The sequence below is a fragment of the Streptomyces sp. CB01373 genome (genome assembly GCF_002803075.1).
Taxonomy (GTDB): Bacteria; Actinomycetota; Actinomycetes; order Streptomycetales; family Streptomycetaceae; genus Streptomyces.
On record NZ_NNBK01000002.1, the window covers coordinates 360048 to 373520 of the forward strand.

General features: G+C 73.9%; 13 protein-coding genes and 1 riboswitch. Of the genes, 4 read left to right on the top strand and 9 right to left on the bottom strand.

Annotated elements, in window-relative coordinates:
- Positions 1-237 precede the first annotated feature (237 nt).
- The 6 genes from CG719_RS03930 to CG719_RS03955 form a co-directional block, all read right to left on the bottom strand.
- On the bottom strand, positions 238-1125 hold the full coding sequence (locus CG719_RS03930) for an ECF transporter S component (protein ID WP_234375395.1): 888 nt from the start codon (positions 1123-1125) through the stop codon (positions 238-240).
- Complete coding sequence (locus tag CG719_RS03935; RefSeq protein WP_100567037.1) at positions 1122-2819, bottom strand: ABC transporter ATP-binding protein; 1698 nt, start codon at positions 2817-2819, stop codon at positions 1122-1124. The genes CG719_RS03930 and CG719_RS03935 overlap by 4 nt, the downstream gene beginning before the upstream one ends.
- A complete protein-coding gene (locus CG719_RS03940) occupies positions 2816-3952 on the bottom strand; it encodes a CbiQ family ECF transporter T component (RefSeq protein ID WP_234375396.1) in 1137 nt (378 codons plus the stop codon). Before CG719_RS03940 ends, CG719_RS03935 begins: the two co-directional genes overlap by 4 nt.
- Positions 3945-4586, bottom strand: coding sequence for an SCO2322 family protein (locus tag CG719_RS03945; protein ID WP_100567038.1), 642 nt, complete (start codon positions 4584-4586; stop codon positions 3945-3947). The genes CG719_RS03940 and CG719_RS03945 overlap by 8 nt, the downstream gene beginning before the upstream one ends.
- On the bottom strand, positions 4583-5806 hold the full coding sequence (locus CG719_RS03950) for a prenyltransferase/squalene oxidase repeat-containing protein (RefSeq protein ID WP_100567039.1): 1224 nt from the start codon (positions 5804-5806) through the stop codon (positions 4583-4585). The genes CG719_RS03945 and CG719_RS03950 overlap by 4 nt, the downstream gene beginning before the upstream one ends.
- A gap of 130 nt (positions 5807-5936) precedes the next feature.
- Positions 5937-6009: riboswitch (cobalamin riboswitch) on the bottom strand.
- A gap of 335 nt (positions 6010-6344) precedes the next feature.
- Positions 6345-6968, bottom strand: coding sequence for a TetR family transcriptional regulator (locus CG719_RS03955; protein ID WP_100567040.1), 624 nt, complete (start codon positions 6966-6968; stop codon positions 6345-6347).
- Positions 6969-7176: 208 nt separating this feature from the next.
- Here CG719_RS03955 and CG719_RS03960 point away from each other — a divergent pair, with 208 nt between their 5' ends.
- Genes CG719_RS03960 through CG719_RS03970 form a run of 3 tightly spaced genes read left to right on the top strand, consistent with a single transcriptional unit; the run spans position 7177 to position 10411 of the window.
- Positions 7177-8595 (top strand): glycosyltransferase family 4 protein, encoded by a 1419-nt coding sequence (locus CG719_RS03960; protein ID WP_100567041.1) that lies wholly within the window; start codon positions 7177-7179, stop codon positions 8593-8595.
- Positions 8589-9341, top strand: a complete 753-nt coding sequence (locus tag CG719_RS03965; protein WP_100567042.1) for a class I SAM-dependent methyltransferase — start codon at positions 8589-8591, stop codon at positions 9339-9341. The genes CG719_RS03960 and CG719_RS03965 overlap by 7 nt, the downstream gene beginning before the upstream one ends.
- Positions 9338-10411 (top strand): prenyltransferase/squalene oxidase repeat-containing protein, encoded by a 1074-nt coding sequence (locus CG719_RS03970; protein WP_100567043.1) that lies wholly within the window; start codon positions 9338-9340, stop codon positions 10409-10411. The genes CG719_RS03965 and CG719_RS03970 overlap by 4 nt, the downstream gene beginning before the upstream one ends.
- A gap of 42 nt (positions 10412-10453) precedes the next feature.
- On the opposite strand, the gene CG719_RS03975 is transcribed toward CG719_RS03970, so the two are convergent.
- On the bottom strand, positions 10454-10747 hold the full coding sequence (locus tag CG719_RS03975) for a hypothetical protein (protein ID WP_100567044.1): 294 nt from the start codon (positions 10745-10747) through the stop codon (positions 10454-10456).
- A 149-nt stretch (positions 10748-10896) separates the two neighbouring features.
- Between CG719_RS03975 and CG719_RS03980 the strand changes: the two genes are divergently transcribed.
- Complete coding sequence (locus tag CG719_RS03980) at positions 10897-11460, top strand: hypothetical protein (protein WP_100567198.1); 564 nt, start codon at positions 10897-10899, stop codon at positions 11458-11460.
- A 115-nt stretch (positions 11461-11575) separates the two neighbouring features.
- Here the strand turns inward: CG719_RS03980 and CG719_RS03985 are convergent, their stop codons facing one another.
- Both CG719_RS03985 and CG719_RS03990 read right to left on the bottom strand, forming a co-directional pair.
- The gene (locus tag CG719_RS03985) at positions 11576-12331 is read right to left on the bottom strand and encodes a DUF5336 domain-containing protein (RefSeq protein WP_199836496.1); all 756 of its coding nucleotides are present in this window, start codon (positions 12329-12331) and stop codon (positions 11576-11578) included.
- Between the two features lie 155 nt (positions 12332-12486).
- Positions 12487-13473, bottom strand: a complete 987-nt coding sequence (locus CG719_RS03990) for an N-acetylmuramoyl-L-alanine amidase (protein ID WP_100567045.1) — start codon at positions 13471-13473, stop codon at positions 12487-12489.

A 13473-nucleotide genomic window follows, 5' to 3' on the forward strand; every position in this document is an offset into this window, starting at 1 on the left:
CCCGCCCGGTGCGGGCCGGGCGGAGCCTGGCGACGCCGTACAGAAAAGCAGGCGGGAACTCCGCCCGCAAACACCCCCTTTTGCTGGTTTCCGCCGCTTTTATGGTGCTCCGTATGGGTGTGAGCGGGCCCTCAACGCGCAGGTCAGGGCCGTGAACGCGCATATGTGCCAGACCGGGCGGGCAACGGCCCGGACTCGTGGGCGACCCAGCTCATGCGGGCGGTCCCGCCGGGCGTGTCACGGCGAGGGTGCGTCGAAGGTGACCGGGGCCTCGAAGGCGGCCCGGCGGGTGGCCCGGCGCAGCGCCCGCAGGACGGCGTGGCCGAGGACGAGGGTCAGGACCACGGTGACCGAGGCCCGGCCCAGGTCCCAGCCGAGCGAGGTGGCCAGGCAGTACGCCACGAACCGGGCCAGGTTGGCGGCGATGTCCGCGTGCGGGTCGAATGCGATGGAGGAGGCGAGGGTGCCCATGAAGGGCCAGCCCGCGAGGTTCATGACGGTGCCGTAGGCGAAGGCGGCCAGAAAGCCGTAGAGCGCGAGCAGCAGCAGTTCCGCGCGTCCGCGCAGCCGGTCGGGGCCCGGCAGCAGACCCGCGCCCATGGTGAACCAGCCCATGGCGAGCATCTGGAACGGCATCCACGGGCCCACCCCGCCGGTGAGCAGCGCGGAGGCGAACATCGTCACCGAGCCGAGGACGAACCCGAAGCCCGGCCCGAGCACCCGCCCGCTCAGCACCATGAGGAAGAACATGGGCTCGATTCCGGCCGTCCCGGCCCCGATCGGGCGCAGCGCGGCCCCGGTCGCGGCCAGCACGCCGAGCATGGCGACGGCCTTCGGGCCGAGGCCGGACTCGGAGATGGTCGCGGTGACGACGGCGACGAGCAGCACGAGCAGGCCCGCGAACAGCCAGGGCGCGTCCTGCGCGTGCGCGCTGAGCTGTGAGGCGGGCGGGGCGAGGAACGGCCAGCCGAACGCGGCCACACCGACCGCGCTGACCAGGGCGAGCGCGGCGAGGGACCGGGGGCCGAGCCGGACGGCCCGCACCCGGGGACGGGACGTCGCGCCGGCCGGGCGTACCTTCTCCTCGGCGGGACGGGTCTTCGCGTCGGCAGGGCGGGCCGTCATGCCAGCGCCTCGCGGACCTGGGTGGCGGTGAGCCACCGCTGCGGGGCGAGGATCTTGGTGACCTGCGGGGCGAAGGAGGGTGAGGACACCACCACTTCGGCCGTCGGACCGTCGGCGATCACCTCGCCCTCGGCGAGCAGCACGACCCGGTGGGCGAGTTCGGCGGCCAGTTCGACGTCGTGCGTGGCGAGCACGATGGCGTGTCCCTCGGCGGCGAGCGCGCGCAGCAGGGCGACCAGTCGGGTCTTGGCACCGTAGTCGAGGCCGCGGGTCGGCTCGTCGAGCAGCAGCAGGGGCGGGCGGGCGGCGAGCACGACGGCGAGCGCGAGCGCGAGGCGCTGGCCCTCCGACAGGTCGCGGGGGTGGGTGTCGTCGCCGACGCCCGGCAGCAGTTCGCGGACCAGGTCCCGGCAGGTGCCGGGCGCGGCCTGCGCGTCCTGGTCGGCGGCCGCGCACTCGGCGGCGACCGTGTCGGCGTACAGCAGGTCGCGCGGCTCCTGCGGGACGAGCCCGACCCGGCGCACCAGTTCGCGGGGCGTGGTGCGGTGCGGGACGGCGCCGCCGACCCGTACCCGCCCGGCGGACGGCTGGACCAGGCCGACGAGCGAGCCGAGCAGCGTGGACTTCCCGGCGCCGTTGCGGCCCATGAGGGCGACGGTCTCGCCGGGTGCGAAGGACAGGTCGACGTTCCGCAGGGCCTGGACACCCGCGCGCCGGACGCCGAGGGAGTGGACCTCGGCCACGGGCGCGCCCGCCGGGACGGGCTCGGCGGCGGGGGCGCGGCGCAGCCGCCACCGGGGCGCCGGACGGGGGTCCGGACGGGGTGCGCGGAACGGGAGCGCTGCCGCCGGTGCCGTCCCGGAGCGTGCGGGCTCCCGGCCGTCAAGGCGTTGCCGCAGGTCCGTGGCCCGGCGGCGGGCGTCGCGGACGGTGAGCGGCAGCGGGGACCAGCCCGCGAGGCGGCCCAGGTCCACCACCGGCGGATACACCGGGGAGACGGCCATGACGTCCGCGGGGGGCCCGAGCAGCGGGGCGGCGCCCGGGGCGGGCAGCAGGACGACCTGGTCGGCGTACTGGACGACCCGCTCCAGGCGGTGCTCGGCCATGAGGACCGTCGTGCCGAGGTCGTGCACGAGCCGCTGGAGGACGGCGAGGACCTCCTCGGCGGCGGCCGGGTCGAGCGCCGAGGTCGGCTCGTCCAGGACGAGGACCTTCGGGTGCGGGGTGAGGACCGAGCCGATCGCGACCCGCTGCTGCTGGCCGCCGGACAGGGTGGCGATGGCGCGGTCGCGCAGGCCGGCCAGGCCCAGCAGGTCCAGGGTCTCCTCCACGCGCCGCCGCATCACGTCCGGGGCCAGGCCCAGCGACTCCATGCCGTAGGCGAGTTCGTCCTCCACGGTGTCCGTGACGAAGTGCGACAGCGGGTCCTGCCCGACGGTGCCGACGACGTCGGCGAGTTCGCGCGGCTTGTGGGTGCGGGTGTCCCGGCCGGCCACGGTGACCCGGCCGCGCAGGGTGCCGCCGGTGAAGTGCGGCACCAGTCCGCTGACCGCGCCCAGCACGGTGGACTTGCCGACGCCCGACGGGCCGACGAGGAGGACGAGTTCACCCTCGGGCACCTCGAAGTCGACGCCGCGGACCGTGGGTTCCGCCGCTCCGTCGTAGGTGACGGAGACATCCTCGAAGCGGATCACGACGGCTCCTTGGGGGCGGGACTCGCGGGTGCGGCGAACGCGGGGGCCAGACCGAGGAGTACGGCGGCGGCGGGCCACAGGGGAAGAGTGGGCGCGACGAGCGGGACCACGCCCGGGTGCAGGGCCTGGGGATCGCGGGCGGCGGCGAGCGCCAGCAGGGCCGCGACCAGCGCGCCCGACCCCGCGACCAGGCAGGAGCGCGGGTTCCAGGAGTCCGGGCGGTAGCGGGTGCGCGGGGAGCGGCGCCCGCCGAGCCACAGTCCGGCCAGGGCGGCGGCGACCCCGGTGAGCAGCACCGGCAGTCCGTAGGTGCCGCCCTCGGCGGTGAGCAGCCCGTACGTCCCGGCGCAGACGCCGAGCAGGCCGCCGAGCGTGAGCACGGCGGTGGTACGGCGGACCGCGGGCGCGACCTCGGCCGTACGGCCGTAGCCGCGGGCGTCCATCGCGGCGGCGAGCGCGACGGAACGCTCCAACGCACCCTCAAGGACCGGCAGTCCGACCTGCACCAGGCCGCGGACGCCCCGGTCGGGACGGCCCCGCAGCCGGCGCGCGGCCCGCAGACGCCGGCCGTCGGCGACCAGGTGCGGGGCGAAGGTGAGCGCGACGACGACGGCGACCCCGGTCTCGTACAGGGCGCCGGGCAGGGACTTGAGCAGCCGGGCGGGCGCGGCGAGGGCGTTCGCGGCGCCCACGCAGACCAGCAGCGTGGCCAGCTTCAGCCCGTCGTACAGGGCGAAGACGACCGCCTCGGCCGTGACCCGGCCGCCCAGGCGGATGCCCTGCGCCCAGTGCGGCAGCGGGACTTCGGGCAGGGAGACGAGCACGTGCGAGCCGGGGATGGGCGAGCCGAGCACGACGGCGAAGACCAGGCGGATGACGAGGACGGCGAGGGCGAGCCTGACGAATGCGGTGTAGGACCGCGCGGAGGGCGTGTTGGGGCGGCAGCTCACGACGACGTAGCCGGAGACAGCCAGCAGCAGGCCGAGCAGCAGGGGGTTGGTGGTGCGGGTGGCCGCGGTGCCCAGGGCCAGGGCCCACAGCCACCAGGCGCCCGCGTGGACACCGGCGGAGCCGCGGGCGGGTGCGCCGCCGGCGCGGCCCGCCCGTCCGCGGCTCCGCACGGCGTCACGCATCCCTGCGCCGCCGCGCCTGCCAGATGCCTGCCGCGGCCAGTACGACCACCGCGGCACCGCCCGCGAGGAGGCCCACCGAGGGGCCCTCGTGCGGCTCGTCCTTGGCCGGCTGCTCCGTCTTGCCGGCCGCCACCTGCTCGCCGCAGCCCTTCTGCGGGTAGCCGGCGATGGCACACAGCAGGGCGTTGGTGTCGTACCGCAGCGGTTTCGCGACGGCCGCGAGGGCCTCGGCGGTGGTCGCGTCGGACGGCACCCGGGCGCACTCCGTGCGCGGCGCCGGCGGGGTCTCGCCCGCCGGGGCGTCCGCCTGGACGCCGAAGTCGAGGACGAGCGCCACCCGCTTGCTGCCCTTCTCGGCGGGCGTCTTCGCGCAGATGGCCGCGAAGTCGGCCGTCGCGCGCGGCTTGCTCGCGTCCTGGGAGTCCTCGCTCACCGCGAAGCGCAGGCCCTGCACGTCGCCGTCGGAGGGACGCGCCGTCGACGGGCCCTCGGTGGCGTACACCCACTTCCCGCCGTCGCGGTCCCAGAAGGACCAGTACCGGTAGCCGGTGGCCTGGGCCTGGCCGGCGCCGGCCACCAGCAGGAGCGCGGCGGCGAGCAGCGGTGCGCACAGCGCCCGGAGCCGGCGGGTCACGACTGTCCCTGCTTCTTCCGGCCGCTCAGCAGGAACCCGATGCCGACGCCCGCGACGGCGAAGACGCCGATGGTCCACCAGAGGCCGAAGGGGGAGTCGCTCTTCGCGGAGTCCGTGGCGTCCTTGCCCTCGGCGGCCTGGGGAGCCGGTCCGGTTGCGTTGAGCCGCTGGATCAGGTCGACACCGCCGAAGTCACGCGGGTCGGTGCCGGCCGCGCGGGCCGCGAAGACCAGCTGGGCGTAGGCGGCGGGACCGCTCTGCTTCGCCCACGCCTCGGAGTTCTTCTCCAGCCACTTCAACGGCTTCTGCGCCTGCGCGGATCCGCCCTGCACGGCGAGGGCGACGACCGTGTCGGCGGTGTTGCCGAAGTCGGGCTGGTCGGTGGCGCCGGGGAAGGAGGAGGTGAGGTGACCGTCCTTGGCGACGGCCTGCGCGAGGTACGAGGCGCCGTTGGCCGCGGCCCGGTCGGGGCTGGGCTTGCCGGAGTCCTCGCAACGGGCCGCGCCGCCCGCGTCCTTGCCCTTGCCGCCGGCCTCGGGGGCCAGGCCCTGCCCGAGCGCGGCGACGACGGCGGCCGCCGTGGCGTCGGCGTTGGCGTCGAGCTTGCCCTTCTTGTCAGGCTGGAAGGCGAAGGCGCCGGCTCCGTCACCCGAGCACGGCAGGGCCAAGGCGAGCAGAGCGTCGTAGGGGGACTTGCCGTCCTTGACGACGCTCTCCGGCTTCTGTCCGGCCGCGGCGAGCGCGCCGATCACGACCGAGGTCGAGTTGGCGTCGCTGGACCCGCCGGGCATGTATCCCCAGCCGCCGTCCTTGTTCTGCACGGACTTCAGCCAGGACACCGCCTTGCCGGCCGCCGTGTCGTGGCCGCCGAGCGCGGCGAGGGCCTGCACGGCGGCGGCGGTGCTGTTGGTGTCGGCCATCACCTTGGCGTCGCAGGCCTTGCCCGGCTCGGCGCGGTAGGCCGCGAAGGAGCCGTCGGCGCACTGCTGTCCGGCCAGCCAGTCCACGCCCTTGGCGGCGGGCCGCACGCCGACGGTGTGCTGTGCGAGCAGCGCGAGGGACTGCCGCCACACGCCGTCGTACTGGGGGTCGGTCGTGCCGTAGAGCCCTGCCGGAAGGGCCGGCGAGGACGGGGCGGCGGACGTGTCAGCGACGGCGGGGGCCGCGCTGCCGATCACGACGGCGGCGGCCAGGGCCGCGGCGCTGCGGCGGAAGTTCATGATCGGCGGGTGCCTCTCCCTGTGGGGAGCCGGACAGCACGGGACACCCCGGCGGCTCGGCTCCGTATACCTCGACGGTGCGATGCGCCGGCGGATCCGCCGAGCACATGAGCCGGTCACATTCCGCCCGGGGCATTCCGGCTCGCCGCCCTCGCGGGCGGTTCACGGCTGCGGGTCAGCGCCGGATTTCCACCGGCTTCCCCCCGAACGGGTGTGATGACGACCCGGTCACTCTACCGGCCGACCGAAAAGGCCCCGAGGGGTGGCCGAAACCGGTCTTCGCCCGGCCCGCGAGGAACCTAAAAAATCTTCGAATTGGGGGGTTCCATCCGGTGCATACGGATTTATCCTGGAGGTGGCCTACGAGGCGAGTGAGGGAGTTCGACCGGAGTAGCCGACTTTGGCGAGACGCTACGGCATCCGCTGGGGCCGACGTCGACGGTCGGGCTGAGAGGCCGGAGGGTAGCAGTCGGACCCGAAGGCGACCCCCATTACCTGATCCGGGCAATACCGGCGAAGGGAACCCGTCTCGTAGGTTCTATTCATGCCCCGCGTCAGGCGTGGTCAGGTCGATCAGCCGGCACGCCGTCTCTATGTCGGTCTTCGCCTGGGCGAGGGAGGCGCGGCCCGAGAGCCAGGTGATCAGGGCCGACAGCCAGGTGTGCTCGATCACGCGGATCGCCGAGAGCTGCTCGGCGGTGGGCTCCCGAAGTCCCATGGCGTCCAGGATGATCGCCGTGGTCTGCCGGGAGACCTGGTCGACCTCCGGGCTCACGCTGCGGTCCGCGAAGGTCAGCGCGCGGACCATCGCGTCCGCGAGGTGGGGATCGCGCTGGAGGGCGCCGAAGGCGCGCATCAGGGTCTCCGCCACCCGCTCACCGGCGCTCTCCCCGGCCGGCGGCTTCTTGCGCAGCGTGCCGTGCAGCCGCTCCAACTGGTCCTGCATCGTGGCGACCAGCAGGTGCACCTTGGACGGGAAGTACCGGTACAGCGTGCCCAGCGCCACCTGCGAGGACTCCGCGACCTCCCGCATCTGCACGGCGTCGAAGCCGCCCCGGGCGGCCAGTTGGGCGCTCGCGCGCAGGATGCGGCGGCGGCGGGCCTCCTGCCGCTCGGTGAGGGGCGGTGAGGCCGGCCGGGAGGTACTGGCTCGCGCAGGCATGGGTCCCGTTCCGTGACGGTCGGTGGGGGCAAGGGGGCGGACCGCGGGCAGTGGCGCGGGCCGTGGCACGAATCACCCGATCCGCTGCTCACCGCGTGGCTACCTGCCGGTAGATTCGGAACCTCCTGAACGATCAAGTCTGAAACTTGTTCTAGATTAGCGTCCCGGCGTAATGTCGCGGGACAGTGCAGCCAGAAGGGGGCCCGGAGTGACCGCTGAGCCCAGTCAGGCGGGGTCCCCGGCGGACCTGGCCGCGGACGGCGAGCGACCGCTCGGTATAGCGCTCCTCACCTACAAGGGAAACCCGTTCTGCGGCGGCCAGGGCGTCTACGTACGCCACCTCTCGCGCGAACTGGCCCGACTCGGCCACCGGGTCGAGGTGATCGCCGCCCAGCCGTACCCCGTCCTCGACACGCTCGCCGACATCGCGGGCGACGGCCACGACGACCGGCTGCGCCTGACCGAACTGCCGAGCCTGGACCTCTACCGCCAGCCGGACCCCTTCCGCACCCCCGCGCGCGACGAGTACCGCGACTGGATCGACGCGCTGGAGGTCGCCACCATGTGGACCGGCGGCTTCCCCGAGCCGCTGACCTTCTCGCTGCGCGCCCGCCGCCATCTGCGCGCCCGGCGCGGCGAGTTCGACATCGTCCACGACAACCAGACCCTGGGATACGGGCTGTTGGGGGACATCGGCGCGCCTCTGGTCACCACCATCCACCACCCCATCACCGTGGACCGGCGGTTGGAGCTGGACGCCGCCGAGGGATGGCAGCGGCGCTGGTCCCTGCGGCGCTGGTACGCCTTCACCCGCATGCAGAAGCGCGTCGCGCGCAGGCTGCCCTCCGTGCTCACCGTCTCCGGCACCTCCCGCCAGGAGATCGTCGACCACCTCGGGGTGCGCCAGGACCGCGTCCACGTCGTGCACATCGGCGCCGACACCGACCTGTTCTCACCCGATCCGGCCGTGCGGCAGGTGCCCGGCCGGATCGTGACCACCTCCAGCGCGGACGTGCCCCTCAAGGGGCTGGTGTTCCTCATCGAGGCGCTGGCGAAGGCGCGCACCGAACACCCCGCCGCGCACCTCGTCGTCGTCGGCAAACGGCCCGAGCGGGGCCCGGTCGCGCAGGCCGTCGCACGCCACGGCCTCGAAGACGCCGTCGAGTTCGTCAAGGGCATCTCGGACGCCGAACTGGTCGACCTGGTCCGCTCCGCCGAGGTCGCGTGCGTGCCGTCGCTGTACGAGGGCTTCTCCCTGCCGGCCGCCGAGGCCATGGCCACGGGCACCCCGCTGGTCGCCACGACCGGGGGCGCCGTCCCCGAGGTCGCGGGACGCGACGGCGAGACGTGTCTCGCGGTGCCGCCGGGCGACGCCGGGGCGCTGGCCGTGGCGCTCGGCCGGCTGCTGGGAGACCCGGAGCTGCGTCTCCGGCTGGGCCGGGCCGGGCGCGAGCGGGTCCTGCGGCACTTCACCTGGGCCCGCGCCGCCGAGGGGACCGTGGCCCGGTACCGCGAGGCCCTCGCCCGCTCCCGCGCGGACAGCCCCGCAGCGGCCGCCGCCCCCGCGGGAACCGGCCCCACCACGACCGACGCCGACCTCAACCGCGAAAGCAGGGCCACGTGCTGACCGTCGACTTCTCCCGGTTCCCGCTCGCCCCGGGCGACCGCGTGCTGGACCTCGGCTGCGGCGCCGGCCGGCACGCGTTCGAGTGCTACCGGCGCGGGGCCCGGGTCGTGGCGCTGGACCGCAACGGCGAGGAGATCCGCGAGGTCGCCAAGTGGTTCGCGGCGATGAAGGAGGCCGGGGAGGCGCCGGAAGGGGCGACCGCGACCGCCATGGAGGGCGACGCGCTGGCGCTGCCCTTCCCCGACGATTCCTTCGACGTCGTCATCATCTCCGAGGTGATGGAGCACATCCCCGACGACAAGGGCGTCCTCGCCGAGATGGTCCGGGTGCTCCGGCCCGGCGGGCGGATCGCGGTCACCGTGCCGCGCTACGGCCCCGAGAAGGTCTGCTGGGCCCTGTCCGACGCCTACCACGAGGTGGAGGGCGGCCACATCCGCATCTACCGGGCCCACGAACTCCTCGCCAGAATGCGCGAGGCGGGCCTCAAGCCCTACGGCACCCACCACGCGCACGCGCTGCACTCGCCGTACTGGTGGCTGAAGTGCGCCTTCGGCGTCGACAACGACCAGGTCCTGCCGGTGCGCGCCTACCACAAGCTGCTGGTCTGGGACATCATGAAGAAGCCGCTGGCCACCCGGATGGCAGAGCAGGCGCTGAACCCGCTCATCGGCAAGAGCTTCGTGGCGTACGCGACCAAGCCGCACCTGCCCGCCACGGCCGGGCGCGCCGAGGCGGACGCCACGTGACGACTCCCCGGACAGAACACCTCGTCCTGCCCGGGGTCCTCACCGCCGGGCAGGCCGCCGCGACCGTACGCGGCATACTCGCCGCCCAGCGGCCGGACGGCGCGATCCCCTGGTTCCGCGGGCACCACCTCGACCCGTGGGACCACGTCGAAGCGGCGATGGCCCTGGACGCGGCCGGCGAGCACGAGGCCGCCGAGCGCGCCTACGCCTGGCTCGCCCGCCACCAGCTCGACGACGGCTCCTGGTACGCGGCCTACGCGGACGGGGCGCACGACGACGTCACCGACCGCCGCCGGGAGACCAACTTCGTCGCCTACACGGCCGTAGGGGTCTGGCACCACTACCTCTCGACCGGCGACGACACCTTCCTGGACCGCATGTGGCCCGTCGTGTACGCCGCGATCGAGTTCGTGCTGCGCCTCCAGCAGCCCGGGGGGCAGATCGGCTGGAAGCGGGAGGACGACGGCACGGACACCGCGGACGCGCTGCTGACCGGGTGCTCCTCGGTCCACCACGCGCTGTGCTGCGCGCTGGCCATCGCCGAGCAGCGTGAAGAACCCCAACCCGACTGGGAGTTGGCGGTCGGCGCGCTCCGCCACGCGATCCGCGCGCACCCGGAGCGGTTTCTCGACAAGGACCGCTACTCCATGGACTGGTACTACCCGGTACTGGGCGGCGCGTTGACCGGCACGGAGGCCAAGGCGCGCATCGCGGCGGGCTGGGACCGCTTCGTGGTGCCCGGACTCGGGGTGCGCTGCGTCGTCCCCAACCCGTGGGTGACCGGCGGGGAATCGGCCGAACTCGCCCTGACGCTCTGGGCGGTGGGCGAGTCCGACCACGCCCTGTCCTTGCTCCAGTCCATCCAGCACCTGCGCGACGCGGACACCGGCCTGTACTGGACGGGCTACGTCTTCGAGGACGAGGCCGTCTGGCCCCGCGAACTGACCACGTGGACCGCCGGCTCCCTCCTCCTCGCCGTGGCCGCGCTCGGCGGCCACGAGGCCACCTGCACGGTCTTCGCGGCGGGCGACCGCCTGCCGCGCGGCCTGGAGACGGACTGCTGCGGCTGACGCGGTCCTGCCCGCGTGCCGGCTCGGCCCGGTCCGCCGTCGTCAGTGCCGGTGCATCCGGTTGGCGACGGCGTGGCCGACGAAGAGGTAGACCACGGCGGCCAGTCCGTAGCCGGCGATCACGCGGGCCCAGGGCCTGTCGAAGGTGAAGAGGTCCCGGGACCAGCCGGCCAGCCAGTCGGCCGCGCCGTGCACGAACCGGACCAGTTCGTTGGCCCGGTTGGCGTCCAGCAGGTACATCAGTATCCACAGTCCGAGGATGACGGCCATGACGTCGGCGACCACCGCGATGACCGTACCAGCGGAGTTGGGACCCGTGCGATATCGAGGGGACATGCTCTGCGTCTGCCCCCGAATCACGCCGGAAACCCGGTCCGCACACGGGGAGTGACCCGGAGGGTACCTCCGGTGCACTGTTTCGGCGCGGCCACCCGGGATCACACGGACCCCCTAAGCACCGCGGCAACATGTTCCGGGAGGACACCGTGCCCGTACCGATACGGCGCCTCGCTCTGGCGCTGACGCTCTGCTGCGCCCTGCTCGCCGGTTCCACCGGGTGGGCGGGCGCCCAGAGCACTCCGCAACACAGTCCGACGGTCGCCGTGGCGGCGGCCACGCCCCGCCCCACCACACCCGCGCAGAGGCAGCACTTCGCCAAGACGCGGTTCGTGGCGAACGCGGCGCTCGCGGCCGGGGCCACCTACGAGTGGATCGTGAAACCGTACAAGCAGGGCAAGTTCAAGAAGGGCGCCCCCCACCGCAAGGGCACCTTCGTCAAGGCGGCCCTCGCGGGCGCCTTCACCTACAACCGGCTGAAGGCCGCCGTGCGCAACGCCAAGGGCGACCCCCTGCTGTCCAAGGCACTCGCCCCGATCAACTCGGCCATCAACGACCTGAAGGGCCTGCCCGCCAAGCTGCGCCACGGCGACACCTCGGCGGTCGGTGACTACAGCAACGTCATCAACAAGGTGAAGGGCGCCGGGAGCAGCGCGGGCGCGCCGGTCCACAACCAGATCCCGTCCCACAAGCAGCTCCTCCAGGGCTCCTAGGAGCCGTCCCGCGCTTGTTCACCGACGGCCTGCCGGGGCAGGCCTCGCGCGCGGCACGGCAACGGCCCCCCGCCCGTGAGGGCGAGGGGCCGTCGGGCTGGTCCGGCGGGCCGGGTCAGCCGCGCTGGATGTTGGAGGTGTCCTGGAGGACACCGCGGCGGCCGTCCTGCATCTCGGCCAGCAGGCCCGGACCGCGCTGCTCCACGGCCAGGTACCAAACGCCCGGCGCCAGTTCGGCGATCGGCGCGGGGGAGCCGTCCTCCGCGAACAGCGGACGCGGCGCCGGCACGGCGAACCAGAACGGCGAGAAGCCGGCCGCGGGCTGCGGGCTCTGCTGCGGCTGACCGCCGAACGGCCCGCCCTGCTGGGGCTGACCCTGCTGCGGCTGACCGCCGAACGGCTGCTGCGCGCCCGGGTAGCCGTACCCGTTCGGCGGCTGCGCGCCGTAGGGCTGCGGCGCGGCCGGTCCGGGGGCGGCCACCAGGGCGGCCTGGAGAGCCGGGACCAGCGGGGTGGCGACGGCGCCGACGGCCAGGACGAGGGCCGCGATGAAGCCGAGGATCAGGCCGGCGCCCGCGCTGTAGGCGTTCACCAGGCTCCAGAACATGATCCAGGCCACCAGGACCGTGAACGCCACTCCCACCGCGCCCAGGTCCAGGCCCGCCACCTTGCGGGGCTGCGGCAGACTCCGGTTGACGACGATCAGCGCGGCGCCGATCACCCCGCCCATGTAGACGCCGAAGCCCAGACCGAGGTTGTCCCAGGCATTGAGGGTGTAGCCCGAGCCGGTGTGGAGGAACGACGCGATGAACAGCAACACCGCTGCTCCGATCACCACGCCGTCGCCCCGAGTGAGGGAGCGGATATTCACGTCAGGTCCTTCTGGTTCGTCGTCTCGTCGGTGGAGGCGTCGCTGTCGCCGTCCCGCCGTCGGGCGGGGGTGCGAAAGCGCGGGGGTGGCACCTCATCGTACGGGTGACACTATCGCCCGTACGGCCGCGATGTCCGCCGGGATGAGGGCCCTGATCACGACCCGCGCAGGAAACTCACGATTCCCTCAGAGATCCCCTGGGCCGCCTTCTGCCGCCAGGCGCCGCTGGTGAGCGAGGCGGCGTCCTTGCTGTCGCGCATGTTGCCGCATTCGATGAACACCTTGGGAACCGTCGACAGATTGAGGCCGCCCAGGTCCTTCCGCGTGACGAGTCCGGTGCCGCCGCCGAGGTAGTTGGACGGCGCCTCGCCCGTGACCCGCACGAAGTTGCCCGCGATGCGCTCGCCCAGGTCGCGGGAGGCGGAGACGATCGGGCGGGTGTCGGCGGAGCCGGAGTGCACGGCCCCCGGCAGGATGACGTGGAAGCCGCGGTCGCCGGACGCCGCGCCGTCGGCGTGGATCGAGACGGCGGCATCCGCGTGCGCGTCGTTGCCGATCCGGGCGCGCTCGTCGACACACGGGCCCCAGGCCGGTGAATCGCCGTCGTGGGTCAGCTTCACGGTGGCGCCCTGCGCCTCGAGCAGCGCGCGCAGCCGGTGGGCCACGTCCAGCGTGAACCGGGCCTCGGAGTAACCGGCGTTCGTGGACGTGCCGGTGGTGTCGCACTCCTTGCGGTTGGTGCCGATGTCCACCTGGCGGTTGATCTCCGCCGTGTGCCGGAAGTTGCCCGGGTTGTGGCCCGGGTCGACGACCACGACCTTGCCCTTGAGCGGGCCGGAGGCGGCGGGCGCCGAGGGCTTCCGCGTGGGGGAGGAGCCGCCCCCCTTGTCGTCCTGTCCGGGGTACGAGGGCAGGAGCGGCCCCTCGGACCCCGAGGGGGAGCCGGACGCGGAGGCGGAGCCGGACGCCGACGGCGGGGCCGCCGTGTCCGAGCCTCCGGGGTCGCCCACCGCCTCGTACACCAGCCAGCCCAGCAGGGCGCCGGGCACCAGTGCCGCGAGGGAGACGGTCAGCAGCCCCCGGCGCAGGCGGCCGGGGCGCTCGGGCTGCGGGACATCGAAGTCGGGGCCTTGGTACGACAC

Coding starts and splice junctions, on each gene's coding strand:
- CG719_RS03930 (WP_234375395.1), bottom strand. CDS start 1,125: ATGACGGCCCGCCCTGCCGACGCGAAGACCCGTCCCGCCGAGGAGAAG.
- CG719_RS03950 (WP_100567039.1), bottom strand. CDS start 5,806: ATGAACTTCCGCCGCAGCGCCGCGGCCCTGGCCGCCGCCGTCGTGATC.
- CG719_RS03955 (WP_100567040.1), bottom strand. CDS start 6,968: ATGCCTGCGCGAGCCAGTACCTCCCGGCCGGCCTCACCGCCCCTCACC.
- CG719_RS03975 (WP_100567044.1), bottom strand. CDS start 10,747: ATGTCCCCTCGATATCGCACGGGTCCCAACTCCGCTGGTACGGTCATC.
- CG719_RS03940 (WP_234375396.1), bottom strand. CDS start 3,952: ATGCGTGACGCCGTGCGGAGCCGCGGACGGGCGGGCCGCGCCGGCGGC.